Origin of the sequence: Paenibacillus violae, from assembly GCF_032461945.1 — a bacterium.
In the GTDB taxonomy this organism is placed as follows: domain Bacteria; phylum Bacillota; class Bacilli; order Paenibacillales; family NBRC-103111; genus Paenibacillus_E; species Paenibacillus_E violae.
Genome location: NZ_JAWCUD010000009.1, coordinates 215,061 through 235,445, shown reverse-complemented (window position 1 = coordinate 235,445; position 20,385 = coordinate 215,061). Strand labels below are relative to the sequence as shown.

22 protein-coding genes and 1 riboswitch are annotated in these 20,385 nt (G+C 44.8%); of the genes, 14 read left to right on the top strand and 8 right to left on the bottom strand.

Going from position 1 to position 20,385, the window contains the following annotated elements; all coding sequences use genetic code 11:
* Positions 1-123 precede the first annotated feature (123 nt).
* The gene (locus RQP52_RS24230; protein ID WP_315954225.1) at positions 124-1,014 is read left to right on the top strand and encodes a M14 family metallopeptidase; all 891 of its coding nucleotides are present in this window, start codon (positions 124-126) and stop codon (positions 1,012-1,014) included.
* Between the two features lie 89 nt (positions 1,015-1,103).
* Positions 1,104-1,313, top strand: coding sequence for a hypothetical protein (locus RQP52_RS24225; RefSeq protein WP_315954224.1), 210 nt, complete (start codon positions 1,104-1,106; stop codon positions 1,311-1,313).
* Between the two features lie 289 nt (positions 1,314-1,602).
* Here the strand turns inward: RQP52_RS24225 and RQP52_RS24220 are convergent, their stop codons facing one another.
* Positions 1,603-1,782, bottom strand: coding sequence for a hypothetical protein (locus RQP52_RS24220; protein WP_315954223.1), 180 nt, complete (start codon positions 1,780-1,782; stop codon positions 1,603-1,605).
* A 197-nt stretch (positions 1,783-1,979) separates the two neighbouring features.
* Entirely contained in the window at positions 1,980-4,226 is a 2,247-nt protein-coding gene (locus RQP52_RS24215) for an FAD-dependent oxidoreductase (RefSeq protein ID WP_315954222.1), read from the bottom strand.
* 121 nt (positions 4,227-4,347) lie between these two features.
* Between RQP52_RS24215 and RQP52_RS24210 the strand changes: the two genes are divergently transcribed.
* Positions 4,348-5,130, top strand: coding sequence for an AraC family transcriptional regulator (locus RQP52_RS24210; RefSeq protein WP_315954221.1), 783 nt, complete (start codon positions 4,348-4,350; stop codon positions 5,128-5,130).
* 46 nt (positions 5,131-5,176) lie between these two features.
* On the opposite strand, the gene ytvI is transcribed toward RQP52_RS24210, so the two are convergent.
* From ytvI to RQP52_RS24195, 3 genes are read right to left on the bottom strand one after another with little or no spacing between them, the layout of a single operon-like run.
* Positions 5,177-6,289, bottom strand: a complete 1,113-nt coding sequence (gene ytvI, locus RQP52_RS24205) for a sporulation integral membrane protein YtvI (protein WP_315954220.1) — start codon at positions 6,287-6,289, stop codon at positions 5,177-5,179.
* A 25-nt stretch (positions 6,290-6,314) separates the two neighbouring features.
* On the bottom strand, positions 6,315-7,061 hold the full coding sequence (gene map, locus RQP52_RS24200) for a type I methionyl aminopeptidase (RefSeq protein ID WP_315954219.1): 747 nt from the start codon (positions 7,059-7,061) through the stop codon (positions 6,315-6,317).
* 32 nt (positions 7,062-7,093) lie between these two features.
* Positions 7,094-7,453: a winged helix-turn-helix transcriptional regulator gene (locus tag RQP52_RS24195; RefSeq protein WP_145659322.1), complete on the bottom strand. Its 360-nt coding sequence runs from the start codon at positions 7,451-7,453 to the stop codon at positions 7,094-7,096.
* 249 nt (positions 7,454-7,702) lie between these two features.
* On the opposite strand from RQP52_RS24195, the gene RQP52_RS24190 reads away from it, so the two are divergent.
* Positions 7,703-8,005, top strand: coding sequence for an iron-sulfur cluster assembly accessory protein (locus RQP52_RS24190; RefSeq protein ID WP_315954218.1), 303 nt, complete (start codon positions 7,703-7,705; stop codon positions 8,003-8,005).
* Positions 8,005-8,226: a DUF1450 domain-containing protein gene (locus tag RQP52_RS24185; RefSeq protein WP_127454674.1), complete on the top strand. Its 222-nt coding sequence runs from the start codon at positions 8,005-8,007 to the stop codon at positions 8,224-8,226. The genes RQP52_RS24190 and RQP52_RS24185 overlap by 1 nt, the downstream gene beginning before the upstream one ends.
* Before the next feature lie 46 nt (positions 8,227-8,272).
* Here the strand turns inward: RQP52_RS24185 and RQP52_RS24180 are convergent, their stop codons facing one another.
* Together RQP52_RS24180 and RQP52_RS24175 are read right to left on the bottom strand one after the other, a co-directional pair.
* Positions 8,273-8,767: a glutathione peroxidase gene (locus RQP52_RS24180; protein WP_315954324.1), complete on the bottom strand. Its 495-nt coding sequence runs from the start codon at positions 8,765-8,767 to the stop codon at positions 8,273-8,275.
* 24 nt (positions 8,768-8,791) lie between these two features.
* Complete coding sequence (locus tag RQP52_RS24175) at positions 8,792-9,682, bottom strand: TIGR01777 family oxidoreductase (protein WP_315954217.1); 891 nt, start codon at positions 9,680-9,682, stop codon at positions 8,792-8,794.
* A gap of 135 nt (positions 9,683-9,817) precedes the next feature.
* On the opposite strand from RQP52_RS24175, the gene RQP52_RS24170 reads away from it, so the two are divergent.
* The 8 genes from RQP52_RS24170 (at position 9,818) to gloA2 (ending at position 17,303) form a co-directional block, all read left to right on the top strand.
* Entirely contained in the window at positions 9,818-10,819 is a 1,002-nt protein-coding gene (locus RQP52_RS24170) for a glycine-rich domain-containing protein (RefSeq protein WP_315954216.1), read from the top strand.
* 126 nt (positions 10,820-10,945) lie between these two features.
* Positions 10,946-11,647, top strand: a complete 702-nt coding sequence (locus RQP52_RS24165; RefSeq protein ID WP_315954215.1) for a FadR/GntR family transcriptional regulator — start codon at positions 10,946-10,948, stop codon at positions 11,645-11,647.
* A gap of 37 nt (positions 11,648-11,684) precedes the next feature.
* Entirely contained in the window at positions 11,685-12,935 is a 1,251-nt protein-coding gene (locus RQP52_RS24160) for an MFS transporter (RefSeq protein WP_379171649.1), read from the top strand.
* A 21-nt stretch (positions 12,936-12,956) separates the two neighbouring features.
* The gene (locus RQP52_RS24155; RefSeq protein ID WP_315954213.1) at positions 12,957-13,748 is read left to right on the top strand and encodes an ABC transporter ATP-binding protein; all 792 of its coding nucleotides are present in this window, start codon (positions 12,957-12,959) and stop codon (positions 13,746-13,748) included.
* Between the two features lie 217 nt (positions 13,749-13,965).
* Positions 13,966-15,192: an MDR family MFS transporter gene (locus RQP52_RS24150; protein ID WP_315954212.1), complete on the top strand. Its 1,227-nt coding sequence runs from the start codon at positions 13,966-13,968 to the stop codon at positions 15,190-15,192.
* A 100-nt stretch (positions 15,193-15,292) separates the two neighbouring features.
* Positions 15,293-15,386, top strand: a riboswitch (cyclic di-GMP riboswitch).
* Positions 15,387-15,489: 103 nt separating this feature from the next.
* Positions 15,490-15,789, top strand: a complete 300-nt coding sequence (locus RQP52_RS24145) for a hypothetical protein (protein WP_315954211.1) — start codon at positions 15,490-15,492, stop codon at positions 15,787-15,789.
* A gap of 130 nt (positions 15,790-15,919) precedes the next feature.
* Positions 15,920-16,834 carry an exopolyphosphatase gene (locus RQP52_RS24140; RefSeq protein WP_315954210.1) on the top strand — a complete coding sequence of 305 codons (915 nt, stop codon included), beginning with the start codon at positions 15,920-15,922 and terminating at the stop codon, positions 16,832-16,834.
* 70 nt (positions 16,835-16,904) lie between these two features.
* The gene (gene gloA2, locus RQP52_RS24135; protein WP_315954209.1) at positions 16,905-17,303 is read left to right on the top strand and encodes an SMU1112c/YaeR family gloxylase I-like metalloprotein; all 399 of its coding nucleotides are present in this window, start codon (positions 16,905-16,907) and stop codon (positions 17,301-17,303) included.
* Between the two features lie 192 nt (positions 17,304-17,495).
* Here gloA2 and RQP52_RS24130 read toward each other — a convergent pair whose 3' ends face one another.
* Entirely contained in the window at positions 17,496-19,004 is a 1,509-nt protein-coding gene (locus RQP52_RS24130; RefSeq protein WP_315954208.1) for a copper amine oxidase N-terminal domain-containing protein, read from the bottom strand.
* A gap of 314 nt (positions 19,005-19,318) precedes the next feature.
* On the opposite strand from RQP52_RS24130, the gene RQP52_RS24125 reads away from it, so the two are divergent.
* On the top strand, positions 19,319-20,095 hold the full coding sequence (locus RQP52_RS24125) for a metallophosphoesterase (RefSeq protein ID WP_315954207.1): 777 nt from the start codon (positions 19,319-19,321) through the stop codon (positions 20,093-20,095).
* Positions 20,096-20,385: the final 290 nt, after the last annotated feature.

Genomic DNA, 20,385 nt, shown 5'->3' with positions numbered 1-20,385 from the left:
TCAATTGGGTCTATTTTTTTGTGGGAAGAGTGCAGTAACTTAACTTCGTTACGCCGCATGTTTCTAATGGAGCAGGCATATTCATAACCTACGTAGGAGATCAAAGAGCTGTGAGGTGGTCGTATGTTGGGTTACGGGTATGAGACGTTGTGTGATGAATTGAATCGGCTGGGCAGGATATATCCTTTCCTGCATGTCGAAGTTATAGGAGAAAGTGTGATGGGAAAAGGCATACCTGCGCTGCGCATCGGTCAGGGGGCCAGGGAGCTCCATGTCAACGCAGCGATCCATGCAAATGAATGGATTACGACACCGCTTGTTATGCAGTTCGTAGAGGATCTCGCTTGTTCCTATGCCAGAGGAACGGCTTGGCAGGGCAGAAACACCAGACGCCTGCTATCCGAGTACTCCCTGTGGGTTGTTCCTATGGTGAATCCTGATGGTGTAGAACTTGTCCTTAATGGCATTGGAGCTGACCATCCCTACCAAACCAATCTGCTGGAATTAAACGGAGGTCAGACAGATTTTAGCAGCTGGAAAGCGAATATAAGGGGCGTAGACCTCAACGACCAATTCCCTGCCCATTGGGAAGAAGAGGCTGAGCGTAGGGGGCAGCTAGGGCCGGGACCGCGGGATTATGGCGGTGAGACGCCGCTCTCGGAGCCAGAGACTGCAGCGCTCGCGCGTTTTACAGAATGCCACCCGTTTGAGTTAGTCGTTGCCTTACATACACAAGGAAGAGAGATTTATTGGAATTACCGTGGGTATGAACCTCCGGAATCGGAGTATTTTGCCGACCAATTAGCGATTGTCAGCGGTTATGAGGCCGTGAAATTAACCGATAGCGATGCAGGGTATAAAGATTGGTTCATCCAACAATTCCGAAGGCCTGGATTCACAGTCGAGCTGGGTGTAGGCGTCAATCCGCTGCCCGTGGAATCTTTCGCCGAATTGTATGCGGAGATCGTCCCGATCCTGCTGACTGCGCTGGATTTACAAACCGTTAACCGGTAGACAAGTACAGGAACATAACCTTGTTTCTCAAGAACCGTTCTGTCCAGACTTCATATACTGGAGTAAGTAGACGGTTGGGAGGCGAGGTTATGGCACCACCTAAAGGCAAGGGCAAGGTTGCTAAGAAGAAAGTAGTATCTTCCAGAGAGCAGTACACGATGAGAATAGTGGAGTCGTCTACGTGCGCGGTTTGTAAAACACAATGTACAAGAGGACTTCGTTATTTGGAGCATATGGCTCAACCGGGGGCTGTTGGTAGAGGGGTTCCCTGTATTTTAACAAGAAGAAAAATCAATTAAGCGAAAAAAAGTCCACGCCTAAAAGGAAGAGAGGCATGGACTTTTCTTTATTTACTTGTGCCCTTTATTGCTTTTCTGATCCTGGGTTTTCGTCGTTGTATTTTTGCGTGATTGCCCTTGCTGTTTATGATCTGCTGACATGTCCGGTCCTCCTTGGATATCGTTGTTGGAAAGCGCGTGATTATTATAAGCAGTTGGTTGATTTTGATACAGATCAAAGAGGAAAATAAAAACCCAACGAACGATGGATATCGTTCATTGGGCTGTATGCGAAGATGCTAGAGTACAATTAATGGTTAGGAGGAAGCAGCTTATCTTCGAGACGTTGCTTAACCTTCTTGATGGCATCTCTTTCTAACTTGTGGTTTAAGTTGAACTTCGCACCTGTTAATGCAAGCGCTTCCTTAACAGTCATTTCTACATAAATAATCTCTTCACCTTGACGAATTTGAATAGAATTTTGATCCATTTCCATCACTCCTATGTCAACTTTTTGAAGAGGAAACCTTGATTTGTCGCACTTTTAATATAACATATCATGTAAGGTTAAACAAGGGTTATTAAGACCTATTTATGGAAAAAGAATGTCGGAAACGATGCCGGGCACCAAAGGAAAAAGCACGCGAAACGGCAGCATTTGCTAGGCCATTTTGCGTGCTTATGGGATTAGCTGTAGCAGCGAATCTCTACGATTTCGGCTCGCTCAGCTCCATTTGTTGATTCGACTAGCAAGCGTAAGCGGCTGGTTACAACGGTCTCTGGGAATGTATGAGTATGAAGGCGAGTGTGATTATTAAGCTCTTCAGCGACTGTTTTCCATTCCCCACCAACAAAGGCTTGGAGTTTGTAGTCTTTAACCAACTCAGGAATAATCTCGAAAGCTGTCCGATGATGATGCAAATTAATTAAATCCTCATGGACATCATCATTCAAGGTCAGTTGTACGATGCGGATTGGCACGGCATTCGGCCAGCTGACTTCAAGCCACTCCGGCTTATCGGCTTCTAGATGAGCGGAAGACCACATGTTCGGGCCGCCGTATGGCCGTTTAAAGCCATTAGCTGCTTTATCCGGCGAGAAAGCCGAAGTAGGCGAGAGCAGTCGGAAGCAGATCGGCTTGCGGTTGAACTCGCCGGGTGTCCAATCAACGACAGGTTGGTTCGGTGTCGTGTCGCCATAATCTGCGGCATTGCTATTATCTTTATGCTTGAGCCCAAGGACGCCGGACTGTAGTTTGTCGGACTTATGAACCGATATTGCAGGATTGCTGCGCAGAATAATAAATGCATTTTGAGCGGTATCCGGATGCCAGCTTAGTGGAACATGGACCCACTGCCCCGATCCTTGCGAGACGGCTACTTGAACGGCTGTTACCTGTGTGTGCGGGACATAGTTCTGCGGCTTCCCTGTGCTCCATAACTCGATGGATAGTTCCGTAGCCTCCGAGGCGTCAAGCAACAGCTCCAAGCCCTCAATATGTGGATCTACGGGCACAAGAAGTGCGACGCTATCGGCAAGAGGGTACACCGACGCGGACTTTTCAACCGCCAGCTGGGTCAAGGTGCTGGATGCTGTCAAGGTCGCGCCAAGCACAAGGTCGGCTGCGTCGGCATTCTTGATCCCGAGCACGGAGGCATCCTGCCGCAGCAGCGTTTGCTGCAGCTCGCTCAGGTGGCTGCCGTGCAGCTCGCGAGGGGAAATGCCTTTCGCTGCGCAGAGGGCAGCGCCCGTTCCTGCGGCTTCGCCGATGACGGCACAAGTCGCCATGACGCGTGTCGTGCCGAAAGCGACGTGGGACGCGCTGATATTGCGTCCAGCCATAAGCATATTCGTCGTATTGACCGAATAGAGGGAACGGAACGGAATGTGGTAGCTGCCGTCCACATGCATATGCTTGGAGCCCTTTGCCGTGGCGTACATGCCTTGCGGCGGATGCAGGTCAATCGACCAGCCGCCGAAGGCGACGCGGTCTTCAAAGAGCTCCTGCGCGATGACATCATTCTGATTCAGTACGTAGTCCCCAACGAAACGACGGTATTCCCGTTTGCCCGGAACCGAACCGATCCACTCGAGTGTGAGGTTATCGGCTTCGAACTTACCGGAATTTTTAATATAATCCCAAATCCCGTAAATCACGGAAGACAGTTCATCACGGATTTTTTCGTTATCATGCACCGTATCCAGTTCACCGCCCCACTCAATCCACCAGTAAGCGCAACCATTATCGCCGCTGCGAATAACCCGTTTCATCGGAATTGTGGTCTGCGTAATATCTTTGGCGAAGCTTGGCGGGATGTACTTCACAGGTCGGCCGGCATCTTTGGTATAGAAGAGCAGAGTGCTGCCTAAGGTAATATCATCTGGGACAAGAGGCGCCCATTCTTCATTGAATTCCTCCTGCGCTTCACGGCCAATACGGAATTTGGCGCCTGCCAGAAACCCGACGAGCCCGTCGCCTGTGCAGTCGAGATAGACACGGCTGTCGAAGCGGATACGGCGTTCAGACCCCATCATCCAGCCTGTAACGGATCGGATGGTCCGGGAAGTTTCGTCTCCGTCTGCATCGACTTCATGGACGTCCGTATTCAAGAAGAGGGTAATATTTTTCTCCGCTTTTACTTTTTCGAGTACAATCAGATCCCATAGATAGGGGTTTCCATCGATATTGCGGTATTGATTCTCAACAAACATTTCACCCATGATACCGGTTTCACGCGCATACCGATGAAGTCCGTGGGAAGTAGCTCCGCAAACCCATACGCGTACTTCACTACTGGAATTACCGCCAAGAACAGGGCGATTTTGCACAAGGGAAACAGTTTGACCTAATCTGGCTGCGGCGATCGCGGCACACACGCCAGCTAAACCTCCACCAACAACGGTGATGTCGGATGTAACGATTTCGTGTTTCATGACCAGCACCTCACTAGTTAATAGAATATCTTTGATTTCATTGTAAAAGATTCTATTCCTATTGAACATGCAGTCAGTTACAATAAGCATATACTTTATTTCACTTGAAGAGGGTGAGGGGTTGGCTTTTCGTGATGTCGCGGTAAAACTCATTTCGCATGTTTACTGGCATCGTAAAGATGAGTTTATGTATAACGAGGACTCGTATCCTTGCTGGACGTTATTTGCTGTGGAAGAAGGCAGATTTGTCTATGGAATCGGGGAGCACAAGGGTGAAGCGGGATTTGGTGACTTTGTTATTTGCCCGCCTCATGTTGGTTTTCGAAGGAGGACGCTGGAGTCGCTGTCTTTTCATTTTCTGCAGTTTGTTTGGCTGTCGGAACCAAGTTTAGAGGAAGCAAACAGCTGGAGAGGCAAGCTCGTCATTAAGGATATCGAAAGATTAGCCTCGAATTATCATTATTTGAAGAAACTGACGGGATGGGATGCAGAGAGCACGCTGCATAAGCAGCACATGCTCAGCGATATCTTTCGATTAGTCGCAATTGAACGAGAACTCAGAGAGGATCTTACCTCAGAAACGGATAGTTTGATGGAAAAAGCACGCAAATATGTAACGGATCACGCTTACGGAAGTTTATCCATGTCGGATTTGGCGGAGAGCCTGGGGCTAACTCCCGTGCAGCTTACGCGAAGGTTTCGCAGAGCTTTCTCGCAAACGCCGTCTGAATTTCTGAATGAATTACGCTTAACCAGAGCGCGCCATTTGTTGGAAGGATCGACTTTAACGTTAGATGCTATCGCTGGAAATTGCGGATTTGAAAACGGTTTTTATTTGAGTCGCGTGTTTACACAAAAAATGGGGATGGCTCCATCGGTGTACCGCAGTATATATCGCGTTTAATACAAAAAAGCTCATCTTTCCAGGAAGGAAGGATGGGCTTATACGTTTATGGACCACTCGTAGGTAGATTGCTCTGCGCATATTCGTCCTCAGGCTTGCGTATCCAACGTTGGAAATAGCCTTGTGAATACAGGGCTTTGAGCAAGATAATCAAAACTGGCGAAAGGATGACTCCCGCAACGCCAAACAATGAAAGGGACACGATCATAAAGGCTAACGTCGTAAAGGCCGACACGCCCAGGGATTCCCCCGTAATTTTGGGTTCCATGATTTGTCTGACAAGAATAACGACAAGCAGTAGCGCGCTAAGCCAAATTGCAAGTGTTGTCTGACCCACGATAAACAAGTAAATGATCCATGGAATGAACAAAGTGGAGACACCCAGCAGCGGCAAAACATCGAAGATAGCCGAGAGCAAGGAGATAGAGAAAGCATTATTGACGTCGAGCAGAAGCAAAGCGACAAAAACGACGACAAACGTTAGGGAAATCAGCTTAAATTGAGCTTTTACGTAAGAGACAATCCCCTTCACGACATTTTCCTTTAGAAAAAAGAATACCGATTTAAATGTTCTTGGTGTTTTCTCACTGGCAAGGCGTTTCCAGGAGTCGATTTCTATGCTGAGGAAGTAGGCCAAAATGATTCCGACAATGAAGTTGAACATGAAGGTGGAAAAGGAAGTCAGCGAGGCTACTAGTCCGGATAAGAAAGAAATAATGAATTTAGATGCATTACCTGCAAATTGTCCGGCATATTCTTTAATTTTCACAATGACATCAGGGGGCAACGTTTGGAAGCGATTATTTAGTTCGCTAATTTTATGTATGATTTGGTCATTAAAAACGGCTTGATAATCGTCTACTTTATCGACAAGGCTCATGATCTGGCTTGTGAAAATAACGGCGGCACCCGCCAGCGCACCCAAGATGATCAGGACGAAGAGGAGTGTTGAGATCGCTGATGCAATCGACTTTCGCATCCCTTTCCGATTCAGAAACCTAGCAAAAGGCTCGATCATCATGAAAATGATCAGAGCCAGAAAGATAGGTGTCGCGATGCGATACAAATAGCTGAACAACAGCATGAAGAGGTAGACGGTTAGAACAATGAGAGCAATGTCAAAAGCAGTTCTCCAATATTTCTTGTAAAAAGAAATCATGCATGTTCCTCCGGGGCTTAAATGTTTATTGTTCCGTTAAAATAACCGGTCCTTGGCTCGTAATCGCAATCGTGTGTTCATATTGTGCAGATAGACTGCCGTCGTAAGTTCTTGCTGTCCATCCGTCGCTATCTACCTTGGAATGATATTTGCCGACATTCAGCATCGGTTCAATGGTGAACACCATGCCTTCTTTAATACGCGGCCCTTTGCCAGCTGGTCCGTAATGCGGAACTTGCGGTTCTTCGTGCATTTCGGAGCCGATTCCGTGTCCGATAAAGTCTCTGACGACGGAGAAGCCTTGTGATTCCGCATACACCTGGATTGCATGCGATACATCGCCGATGCGGTTTCCTGGAATCGCTTGCTCAATGCCTTTGTACAGCGACTCTTTGGTTACTTTAAGCAGTTTCTCAGCAATAGGAGAGATGTTCCCAACGGCGTAGGACCAAGCGGAGTCCGCCAACCAACCATCAATCCGAACAACCATATCAATGGTGACGATATCGCCGTCGTTCAAAGCTTCTTTCTTCGGGAACCCATGGCAAATCACATCGTTAACAGATGCGCAGGTAGCGTAAGGATAGCCGTGATAGCCCTTTTGTTCCGGTGTTGCGCCGTGCTTCGCCAAAAAGCCTTCGACGAATTGGTCGATTTCCCAAGAGGTAATGCCAGGGCGAATCATTTTGGCAATTTCTTTATGGCAATCGGCTAGAATACGTCCAGCTCTGCCCATTTTTTCAATTTGCTCTTTTGTTTTAATGGTAATCACGTAAGTCCAACTCCTCAGCTGTTATTCAATCATTATGTCCATTTTGCAGACCATAGCTTCATTTCTTTTAATATTTGATGCAAATCCTGGCCTTTCGGTGTCAAGGTATACTCAACGGTAACAGGGACAGTAGGGTATGCCATTCGCTCTAAAACACCGTGATCCTCAAGATGACGGAGAATATCGGTTAGAGATTTCGGGCTGATTCCAGTCACTTGACGCTGCAGTTCACCGAAACGCTTCGTACCGCAAAAAAGTTCCCGAAGCACGAGAAATGCCCATTTGCCACCGATCACTTCAAGTGTACGTTCAATTGAGCATTCAATTTCTTTAGGCACTTTAGGAACATAGTTGCTGAGCGGGGCGACTTTTTCATTTTCAAGAGTTGACATTCAGAAACGCGTCCTTTCCATTTTGGAATGTACATAACTATCCATGAAGTAAGTAAGTTACCAGCTTGTATTTAGGGTAAAATAGTTCCACTACTATGTATTTTAAAGTTCGTGAAGGCAATTAGCAATAGCAGCGCGGTTGCTGCATTTGTAAATCGCTTTTTAAGTCGGATGCTGTCAAAGGTTGATTTCGCGCCTTAGATTCTTTACAATAAGAAATAAAATTATTGTTTCAGGAGATGTGTACATATGAACGTCAAAATTTCTCGTAATGCAGCGAAAGTACTTCAATTGGAGCTTGATAAAGAAGAAAACAAAGGTCTATTGGTTCGAGTACAAGTGACTCATAAACATGGCGACCACGCTCACTATGGCTTGGGTCTTGACGATAAATCTGCAAATGATGTCGTTGTCAGCACGGACAAGGGCATTGATGTTTTGCTGGATGGAAACGAACCATTGCTTGACGGAATCCGTATTGATTACTTCTACACACCAGAAGAAGGTTTCATGATTACGAACCCAAGCAAGGGGAACCACGGAGATCACTAATGCGCAATGATATTCGCATTTGTGATAAATGCAAACATATGAAAGTGAAATCTGCACTTTCAAAAATTAAAGTCATTGCACCTGATGCCGAAGTCAAAGTTGCCTGCAAATCGTATTGTGGTCCTTGTTCTCGTTTTGCTTTTATATTCATTAACGGCCGCTATGTGACAGGAGCAACGGAAGACGAAGCAATCGAAAAGGCTAAAAAATACGTCAAATAAAAAGAACCGTCTGGGCGATCGATGCCCTGGCGGTTTTTTCTATCTGTTATACATGCGTGGTGGCTTTTGCTAGCAGTTGGCGAATTTGGCTTTCAATTTTACGCGGCGTTGTAGTTGGTGAGAACCTTTTTATCACGTTGCCGTTTTGATCCACGAGAAATTTAGTGAAATTCCATTTGATGCTGGAGCCGAGCAAACCGGAAGCCTGCTGCTTTAAGTAGCGGTAAAGTGGATGGGTGTCAGCGCCGTTAACATCAATCTTGGAGAACAAAGGGAAGTTCACACCAAAATTGATTTGGCACGCTTGCTCAACCTCTGTATCGTTTCCGGGCTCTTGATCTCTGAATTGGTTGCACGGAAAGCCCAGTACGCTAAAACCTTGATCTTTATATGTATCATGAAGCTCCTGTAGTCCCGTAAATTGAGGGGCAAATCCGCACTTGGTTGCGGTATTAACAATGAGCAGCACTTGTCCTTTGTAGTCAGCTAGCGACTTATCTTCACCGCGAATTGTCCGGGCTGAAAATTGATGAACGGTCAAAAGAATCACCTTTTCACAGTTATTTTATTTGTTCACGATATCCGCCAGCGCTTTGTCAACGGAACGATATGTAAAGCTAAAGCCATGTTGGAGCAGTACATGCGGCAGCACCTTCTGGCCTTCAAGAAGCAGTGTGGATAATTCGCCGAAAGCAAGCTTCATGACAAAAGCAGGGAGAGGAAACAGATTCGGTCTGTGAAGTGCTTGGGCTAGCTGCGCCCCGAACTGCTTGTTTGTGACAGGATTTGGCGCTGTCGCATTGACAGGCCCGCTGATTTCCTCGTTTTGGATGCAGAAGTCGATCAATCTTACCATGTCTTCAATGTGAATCCAAGACAACCATTGTCTGCCGCTGCCGATAGGGCCCCCAACTCCAAGCTTATAAGGGAAAGCCATCTTTGGAAATGCTCCTTCTTTCCCGTCGAGCACAAGCCCAACGCGAACTTTGACGAGTCGCGGGCCTTTGATTTGGTCAGCCGCTTGTTCCCATTTGTCCACGACACTCGATAAGAAATCCATCGTATGGTGCGGGCTTCGCTCATCGAAGGTTGCCGACTCTGACGTGCCATAAATAGACATACCTGAAGCATTAACGACGACCTTAGGTTTCTTGTCCAAACGTTCCACAAGCTGCGCTACTTGGCGGGCTGCTGCAATCCGGGACTCCAAGATGCGCTGTTTAGCGGCAGCCGTCCAGCGCTGATTAATGGATTCACCGGCCAGATTGACGATGGCGTCCAGTCCTTCAAGCTTCTCAGGGGCGTCTTGCAATTCTGCCCATGTTACCGTGCGCGCACCTTGTACGACGGCTTGCGAAGAGCGGGAAATCGTAATCATCTCATGGCCGCGCTGTTGCCAGTAGGCAATTAAACGTCTGCCAATAAAGCCGCTTCCGCCGGTTACCGCAATTTTCATCGATGAACACCTCCTTCTAGTTATTATATCATTTACAAAATTTGCATGTCATCTAAGCGGGTTAACTAGCCTCGATATTACGGCATTGACATGGATCAGGAAGCAAATGGTATATTGGGAAAAGGAGGGATGCCTATGTTTCGTTTTTTATTTGGAAAATCATCTAAACCGCCAAAGCGCAGTCGACTTGGTAAAGCTAAGCCCGTCTATCGAGCGTCTGAACTGCCTAATGGTCTGGGGCTGCTTGAAGGTATTCCGTTAGATCGTATTGTTACGAAGTTAAATAGTTCAATTCCTGCTGATTATGCGGAAAGAATTCAATATCGGGTGAAAGCCGAGCATCCACGTATGACAGAAGACGAATATGCTTGCAAATGGTTTGAATTAAAGCGTTATTTTGTCATGGGTCTCATTTTGAAATCGACTCCGATGTTTAGCAGCGAAATCGATGACCTATGGCACGAAATGCTAATGTTTACAAGGGAATATCAGCGTTTTGGAGAACAGTTTGCAGGTGGTGTTATTCATCACTCCCCCGAACGTGAACCGAAGTTGATGCCTGGAGAACGTGCTTGGTTTGATTGGGTGTATGCTCACTTGTTCGAATTTGCGCCGAGCAGCAAGCGCTGCTGGAACGGATTTTTCCGCAATGCCTTGGATCCTGACCGTACAGAACTGCTTCGTGAAGGCAATGTGGATGCGATTACCCGAAGCTTGTTCAATCTGGAGCAGGCAGGCCGATATCCCGAGGTTGCACAAACGATTCGCCTCTTGGTTGAGCAAGCCATTCTGGAAGCTAATAAGGCTGCAGAAAGCCGCCGTCTCGAGGATACGGGCTGGGATTATTCCACAGCTAACCCGAACTCCATGCTCTATCTGGCAGGCGCTATGATGTTCTTCTCCATCCAAAGTCCACAAAGCTATGCCCATGATATGAATACGAATTTCCCGGAGAATTCCTCTGAAGATCCGCGCGATAAGCATAGCAGCTGCTCTTCTTCGGGCTGCGGAAGTTCTGTGGGAAGCTGCGATAACTCTGGAGATCAAGGGGGAGGCAGTTCCTGCTCGTCCAGCTCATCTTGTTCATCTGACTCCTCAAGCTCCTCCTGTTCAAGTTCCAGCTGCGGTTCGAGTTAAAGGTTTAAAACACTTTCCTCGAAAAATTCTGGGAAGTGTTTTTCGTATGCAAGGGCATGCTAAAATTTAGTCTGGAAAAATTCAGATGCCCTATGCTATACTCATGTTCAAACAGGAGATGATCAGATGAATTCTAAAATGTCTTTCCAACCGCTGAACCGTCCAAAGTTGGTAGACGATGTAGTGAATCAACTGCAAAAGAAGATTTCAGAAGGAGAAATAAAACCTGGGGATAAGATTCCTACGGAACCGGAATTGATGCAGCAGTTTGCCGTGGGACGTTCAACGATCCGCGAAGCGGTCCGTGTCCTTGTGCACGCTGGCCTGCTTGAGAAGAAACAGGGCTTCGGTACTTTTCTGAAGGCGCAGTCGGCCATGCAGGAACCGCTTGATCACAGGCTCCGTAGAGCCCAGATTCTGGAAGTTTACGAGGTCAGAAGGATGCTTGAGTTAGAAATCTCCAGATTGGCTGCTGAGCGCCGCGACGAGAACGACCTCGAGCAAATGCGGAGTGCGTTGGATCAACGTTATGAAGCATTGGAGAAAGGCGACACAGACACGTATTTGCGTGAAGATGTGAAATTTCATCTAGCGATCGCTGTTGCCAGCAAAAATAGTGTTGCCATCGACCTGTATCGATCTTTCACATCGGCGCTTTTCGAGGCATCGCAAAAATTGATCGTGACATTGCAAGATCCGCATCATCTGTTTCACGAGAATATGTACAAAGCTATCAAAGACAAGGACGTCGCGGAAGCGGAGTATTGGACCATGAAAAATCTGGATGAAACGGTCACACAGCTTAAACAGTTTGTAAACCAGGAGTAGCTTGACTCTCCTATGTCTTTAAACATCAGATGATATGATGAAAGGGGTAGTAACAGTGTCAGATTCAAGTTCAGTACGCAATCATACGGTTTATGCGATTTTGTTCTCGATTTCCTTAGTCCATTTATTGAACGACGCCATTCAATCCGTTATACCTGCCGTTTTCCCGATTCTTCATAATTCGCTGCAGTTGAGTTTTACTCAAATCGGATGGATTGCTTTTACGCTAAACGTAACAGCCTCCTTATTTCAGCCTTTGATTGGTCTTTATACAGATAAAAAGCCAAAGCCGTTTTTGTTGCCCGCAGGCGTATTTTTCTCGTTATTAGGTGTGATTTTGCTTGCTGTAGCCTCTTCATTTGTTCAGGTGCTTGGAGCTGTTGTACTTGTAGGTCTCGGTTCTTCCGTTCTTCATCCCGAAGCATCGCGCGTTGCCTACTTGGCTGCCGGACCTCGAAGAGGCTTGGCGCAGTCCATTTTCCAAACAGGCGGTAATATCGGGCAGGCACTTGCTCCCATTTTTACAGCACTGATTTTCGTTCCATTCGGTCAGTTCGGCATTATTTGGTTTTCGTTTGTCGCTGCTGCAGCGATTGTCGTTCAGTTTTTCGTGGCCAAATGGTATCGTAAAGCGGGCAGCAGCCGCTCAGCAGCTTCAAGTAAAGCTTCTGTCAGCAAACAGCCACTTCCGTGTAAGACAGTTACCTATGCCATTTCGATTTTGATCATGCTCTTGTTTTCCAAGTTTGTTTATGTGGCAAGCATGACGGGTTTTTACGCTTTTTACTTAATTGAACACAATCAACTTTCCGTTGAAAAAGCGCAGCTATTCATATTCACTTTGCTTGCTGCTGGAGCAGTCGGTACGTTCATGGGCGGTCCGCTGGCGGATCGTTTCGGAAGACGGAACATGATCTGGTTTTCCATTCTGGGAACGGCTCCGTTTTCACTGCTTTTACCATATGCCAATTTATTTTGGGCGGGCGTGTTGTGTGCATGCATTGGATTCATTTTGCTATCCGGCTTCTCCGTCATTGTCGTTTATGCGCAGGAACTACTGCCCGGCAAAGTCGGGACGGTATCCGGCTTATTCTTTGGTTTGGCTTTCGGACTTGGCGGAATTGGTTCAGCCGTGCTGGGTACACTTGCGGATGCAACCAGCATCTCGTTTGTTATTAAACTCTGCGCGTTCTTGCCGCTAATCGGGTTATTGGCTGCGTTCCTGCCTTCGGATAAAAAATTGAATATGACACAAATTGAACTACCGCAAAATGTAGTGAAAGCTTAATTAATCACGGGGTGAAACCGAATGCCATCAATTATTGAAATGAATAACGTCTCCTGGTATAGAGAGAATAAAACGATTCTTAACCAAGTGGATTGGCAGGTGTCCAAAAATGATCACTGGGCCGTACTGGGCTTGAACGGTTCAGGCAAAACGACCATATTGAATATGATCAATGGTTATATCTGGCCGAGCCAAGGGCAAATGGCTGTACTTGGCCATCCGTTTGGAACGGTAGATTTAAGAGATTTGCGTAAAATGATTGGCTGGGTAAGTTCCTCCCTCCAGGAGAAGTTGTATGCCTCCGATAAAACGCAGCATGTCGTAATAAGCGGTAAACATGCGTCAATCGGGCTATATGAGAAACCGAGTGCAGAAGATTTTGAGCAAGCCAAAGAACATATGCAGCGGCTGAATTGTATGCATCTATACGACCGGACTTATCAATCGTGCTCTCAGGGTGAAAAGCAAAAACTATTAATTGCACGCGCATTGATGGCCTCCCCTAAGCTGCTGATTCTGGATGAAGCGACGAACGGATTAGACTTCCTTTCTCGGGAAGCATTGCTGTCCAGCATCCAAGAACTAGCCAAGGAACCGGATGCTCCGACATTAATATTCGTAACTCACCATATTGAAGAAATTCTACCTGTTTTTAATCAAACCTTATTGATTCGTCGTGGTGAGGTATTCGCAAAAGGGCTGTCGCGCCATGTATTGACAAGTGAAGGTTTGTCCTCTTTCTTTGAGACGGAGGTTGAAGTGAAATGGCAGCGAGAACGCCCATGGCTTTCGATTCCTGCCAGTGATCAGTGATGCGTGAACGTTCTAAGGGCACTTTCGATATAGAAGTGCTTAATTCTAGGCCACAAAACATGATTAAAACGGGCTTCCCATGCGACTTTGGGGAGTCCTTTTTTTATTCGACAAAAACATATAATAAAGGACACGAACTACCGTTTTTCGTGTATAATGAGTTCTTGATCTCATTTCTTAACCTTTGGTAAATTATCAGCGAGAGGAGTTCTGACAGATGAATCGATTACGTGGTTTTCTTGGTTCGTATCATCCGATTGTACATACGTTAATTTTGGGAACGGTCATGGCCAGAGCGGCGTCTTCCATGAGTCTGCCTTTTCTGGCGATTTACTTAGCTAAACATACGTCGATGAGCGCAGTAATGATTGGGGTCGTAATTGGAATGGGAGCCTTGGCAGGAACAGTCGGAGGTTTTATCGGCGGTAATTTATCGGACCGATTCGGCCGACGCATTATCATGCTCGCTGCACTTTTTGGATGGGCGGTTGTGTTTGTAGGTTTTAGTATCGTGAAACTACCGGTTTTGTTCATGATGCTGAACATGCTGAACGGCTTGTGCCGCTCCTTCTACGAACCGGTCTCGCAAGCCTTGATGGCGGATTTGACCGAGCCGGCCAAGCGACTCAGTGTGTTTTCAATGAGATACATGGCCATCAATGTTGGTGTTGCTGTAGGACCTTTATTGGGTGCTTTTTTTGCAACAATGGACGGAGCACTGCCGTTTCTACTCACTGGAATCGTATATTTTATCTATGCGGTTACCCTCTACGTTCTCCTTATCGTTTTTGGTATTAAGCAAATAGAAGGGGAGAAGAAACAACCTGTTACGTTTGTCTCTGCATTGCGGGTTATTCAACGTGATGTCACGTTTCGCTATTTTATTCTTGGCGGAATTATAGGGGCTATTGGCTACTCGCAAGTCATGGTGACACTATCGCAATATTTGGAGCAGAACTTCACTGAAGGTGTTAAAATGTTTGCTGTCCTCATGAGTGTCAATGCCATTGTGGTAATTGCGATGCAAATACCGCTTACACGGATTTCTGATAAGTACTCGCCACTTGTAGCGATTATTTTAGGAAATTTGATGTTTGCGTTAGGCGATATCGGTTTTGCATTCTCGCATTCGTTAGTACCCATGATTATTTCCATGGCGATTTTTACACTAGGAGAAATATTGAATTACCCCGCGGCCAACATGCTGATTGATAAGCTGGCACCGGAACATATGCGCGGTACTTATTTTGGTGCACAAACGTTAACCAACGTAGGTCATTTTATGGGACCTTGGGTTGGCGGCTTTCTGCTCGTAGCGTATGGGGGCACTGCACTTTATCTGGTCATCGCCTTTGTAACCCTTGCGGGATCTCTCTTTTATTGGAAAGGTGCCAATAATCTACAAGCACTGCCCAAAAATAGGTCGAAAAAAGAAGTTTTTTGATAAATAATGCAAAATTAGTTCTTGCGAACTATACGATTTCAAAAGAACTTCCCTTATTCTTGAGAGTGTAGTTATTTCTTGTAAAAGACTTCACAACACATCTCGACAATGGCAAAACTGACGAAAGTCAGTGACGCAAAGCTACAGGGGCTACCTTGTTCATGAATCGGACTCGTTGCCAGCCAGCTGCCGAACGATTGGGTATTCAACTTAGATCCCCTCCGATCGGTACACTATGGTGGGGTTTTTCTCTGTCATAACTTTCATAAACTATGGATAAAAGGAGGACCAAGCAGCATGCAGTCTGATTTACATGAAGAGCAAAAAGTAACATCACTTTGCGGCAATCATGTTGCCCGTTTGGTGCCATCCTCGGATGGACCAAAGCTATTGATTAATTTAGAAGAGTACGCGCTTAATGAATCTTGCTGGGATGTTGAAATGTTTCAGGGGAGAAGCAACAGCATTTTGATTTTCTATTGGAAAGGTGAAGTTAAGCTTTCTGTGAAAATGCCTCCGATGCCGCAAATTGAAGCATTTATGACTAGACTCTACCAAATTTTAACTTCCAAATTAAGAACGGTTCAGCCCATATAGGCGAACTGTTTTTTTTTATCCCAAAAGCTCTAATGACAAAATGATTGTCACAAATCGACAGGTACTGATATAATGATACACATATTCATACATAGTTCTTAAGTACTAACTTCGTAGGGGGATTTGCGCTATGCGATTAATTACGCGTTCGGATTTTGACGGTTTAGTATGCGCAATGCTTTTCAAAAAGCTAAACATGGTCGATGAAATGAAATTCGTTCATCCCAAAGATATGCAGGATGGTCTGATCGAGGTTACCGAGAACGATATTTTGGCGAATGTGCCTTATGTTGCAGGTTGCGGATTATGGTTTGACCATCATTCCAGTGAACTTGAGCGGATGGGTGAGAAAGTAGCTTTCAAAGGGGAAACCCGTATTGCACCAAGCGCAGCACGCGTCGTATATGATTATTATGGTGGGCAAGAAACCTTTGGTGATATTGACGATATTATGCAAGGCGTAGATAAAGCGGATGCTGCACAATTCAGTAAAGAAGATATTTTGAATCCAACGGGTTGGGATTTATTATCGTTCATCATGGATGCCCGTACGGGTTTAGGACGCTACCGGGACTATCGAATTAGCAATTATCAACTAATGGAAGAGCTTGTGGATCACTGTGCAGTGATGACGGTCGATCAAATTATGGAGCTTCCGGACGTTAAGGAGCGGGTTGAACGGTATTATGAATTGGATGCTCTATACCGTGAAATGCTTGCAAAGCATACATATACAGAAAGAAATGTGATCATTACGGATCTTCGTGATGTGGAAACCATCTATCCTGGTAACCGTTTCATGGTTTACGCGCTTTATCCAGAGCAGAATGTATCCATTTGGATCGTGGACGGACGTAACAAACAAAATTGTGTATTTGCTTGTGGACACAGCATTGTGAACCGCACCTCTCAAACGAACATCGGGACTTTGATGCTCCAAAATGGTGGAGGCGGTCACCACGCAGCAGGTACGTGTCAGGTAGAATATGCGCAAGCAGAGAATATTTTGAAGAAAATTGTTGAAACGATGAGAGCAGACGGATAAAATAAGAATCGAGCCGCAGGATGGGTAATTCCCGGAATGCGGTTTATTTATGGAGTCGGGAGGCATGTTAGTGAAAATCGATCGCATTCATCATGTGGCCATTATTAGCTCGAATTACGAAAAGTCGAAGCATTTCTATGTTGATTTACTAGGAATGACGATCGTAAATGAGTTGTACCGGGCAGAACGTGATTCCTACAAGCTGGATTTGCGCATAGGAGAAACAGAGCAGCAGATTGAGTTGTTTTCGTTCCCTAATCCACCCTTAAGAGTGGATAGACCGGAAGCGCGAGGACTTCGACACTTGGCATTTGTAGTTGGAAATATGGACGAAAGCGTCAAGGAACTAGAGAGCAAGGGAATTGCGGTTGAACCGGTACGAATTGATCCCATAACAGGTGATCGGTATACGTTTTTTGCAGACCCAGATGGACTCCCGTTAGAGTTGGTGGAACATGCCGAACGATGATTTATCAAAAAATGAGCAAAAAACAAAATTAGGATTTGCAATAGGATGCCTATGGAGTATTCTGCTGTCTATTCCGCTTTGGGCCATAATCATATGGCTATTGATGAAAAAATAAATCCCTCAAACGCTCGACTGAACAGGGTCGGATTAGCGGTTGGGGGATTTTTTTTGTTGGCTATTGGTGGTATAAAACTAGTAAACGTTGATGCGTCGTATAATTCCGTTTAGGCTGTCATAAATCACGATGTTACCATGATGATCGATAGTAAAAAGGAAACTGCCCTTGAAGCTTAAAGCGCCAGGACCATTAACTTGATCGGTAATGGATTTACCATCAATGATTTTATCATTTTCGGCGGGCTGCTCATAGGTTTGTGTTTTCGGATCATATAAACCCTTGTTATAGGTCAAAAGAGCAACATTAGTGTACTCATCCATTTTACCAGCAACATCAACTTGATAAACCTTAGTAGTATCTGAAATGTAGAAATATCCATTCCTCGATGAGGCTCCTGTTATTTGATCCAAATTAACACTCGCTACCTCAGTAATAGTGCCGTCCAAGTTAACCTTGCTGATTTTTTTATTCGTTTTATCAAGGAGATACATTTTCCCGTCTGTGTTTAAAGAAACGTAACTTGCCTTCTTATCAGGTAGGAGTCCAATTACTTTACTCTCGTTCGGTACCTGAAAGTCGAATACTTTCCCCAAAAATACATTGCTGTAGTAAAAGTGATCTTGATCTAAAAACGAGATAAAATTGTTTTCTTCATTCATGGAACTTTCTAAATTAAAAGTTACCATTTTAACTTCTGGGAGTATCTCATAAATAATCACAGCTTCTTCGACAAAGGGTCTCGCAGCATGTGCCATCAAATACAATTTGTCAGTTAAACTATCGTAATACAGTTTTTTAGGTGTGATATTTTGATATGATACACGTTGCACAGCACCTTTTGAATCTTTATACTGCACGTCAAATTTACTATCTATAAAGGTTGTGTGCTGTATATTTTTTCCATCGTCATTATTTTGATTATAGGATAAAATCCCGTAAGGGTAGGATTGGCTTTTGACGTCATAATCTATCATATATACATTGCTGCTCGAGTCTGAAATAACATCGTATATTTTTACATTACTTCTTTCTGTAATTGGTCGTTCTATCGATAAATTATCTACAGTTGGCTTGTCTCGTTTTTCATTTACAGGTGCAGGTTGAATGAGATTATTAGTGATTGTAATCATTTGCGTTGTACCATCGAACGAAACAGTCTGATCCATATTTTCAGCAATAAAGCGGAGAGGGACCATAGTCGTATCATTGAGTATTGTAGCAGGCTGCTCCAATGAAGTAGAAGCACCGTTAATCACGGCATCTTTACTGTCGATTGCGAGAGATATCTTGGTTTTGGCTGTAGTCAGTGTAATGATCCGTGCAGCGTCATCCCATTGGACAGTAACTCCCAGAGTCTCAGCAATAAAACGAAGCGGCACCATGGTCACGCTGTTCATTAAAATAGGCGGGACTGGCAGTGTTTGAGTTTGACCATTAACGGTAACAATTTGCTCATTCAGTTTAAGCTTTAGCTCATGCTGATACTTAGTAGCTGATGAGTCTTGTGCAAAAGCAGGTTGAATAGATAGAAAAATACAGCTGATGCTTAGTGTTAGAAGCTTTGCGATTTTTTGATGAAACACGGTTATCTTCCTCGTTTTCAATGATTTAAAAGCGGAGATTCCACTTTATGAATAATGTATATTCAACATATTGTTACATTTTCCTCTTTCCATTAACAGCCTTGGACATGAAAAACTGAGGGGGATAAACGAACTGTATGGTTAGTTCGTCTAATAGAAGAGATCGAAAGTAGATGAAGGAAGTAAAATCAGACAACAAAATTGAACTCTTATACTCATGTGGCATTAATGTAATAACTTTATAATAAAATTTAGCATATAAAACTTAACGACCCCTGTTGTATGAGGTCCCAATTTTGGTGAGGAGGATGCGCTTGGAAGGATATTTAATGTACTGCCTCTACCTAGTTTTAGTTCTATTTATTTGCTATTTCATCTTTATCTTGCCGACGCAATGGCTAAAAATTGAGCGGATAAGTTATCCTCTTAATCTAAATTTGAGAATCCTGCAAATAAGTGACATGCATGTTGAAAGATTAAGAATTAGTCCCTCCAGAATAGCCGCTATCATTAATGATGAAAAACCGGATTATATATTTATTACGGGTGATTTTACCAAATACCGAAAAATGCTTCCTAGACTAGAAGAGTACCTAAGAGCAATGGCGATTTGTAACGTGCCCATTTATTGCGTTCTTGGAAACCATGATTATCAGCAGAAAAATGTCAAAGATCTTATCAAGCTTTTAAGAAAAAATGGGCTTCATTTGTTAAGGAATGAGTCGATTCATTTAGAACGATTTGAACTAATTGGTATTGATGATTTCGATTCTGGTAAAAGTGACATTGAGGCTGCTTTTCGAGCTGTTGATGATCGCAGAACGAAACTCATTATTACCCACGATCCTAATGTAGTCCTCCATTTAAATAAAAGCTATGACTATTTAATGGCTGGACATCTCCATGGTAAACAATTTAATATTCCATTTTTCTTTCATATCAAAAACGCAGGTAAGCTGCCTAGAATGGGGATTTACAAGGGATTACATAAACATCAATATGGGGCTTACTACATATCTAAAGGTATTGGGCAAACAGGAGTCAATGCCAGATTGTTTGTCAGAAGCGAAGTAACCATGCATTATTTATAAAATGACAGAGGGAGCTGAAATCTAAAGGTCTCAACTCCCTCTGTTCATTTCGTGCGTTGCGTTACTACTCCATGTAAACTGAGCTAACGGACACCAGCGCCGTTATTGCGCTGATATTCCTATGATTTCGCGCCTAACGGACATCAGCGCTCTTATTTGCCCATCATGCGGCCAAATTGCCTGCAAAATAGGCAAATAGCAGCGCTGGGGTCCGTTAGAAATCTAAATCGGCGATTTCACGCCGAATAAAGGCTCCTGTGTCCGTTAGCGTAAGTGCTGGCGGGACAGCT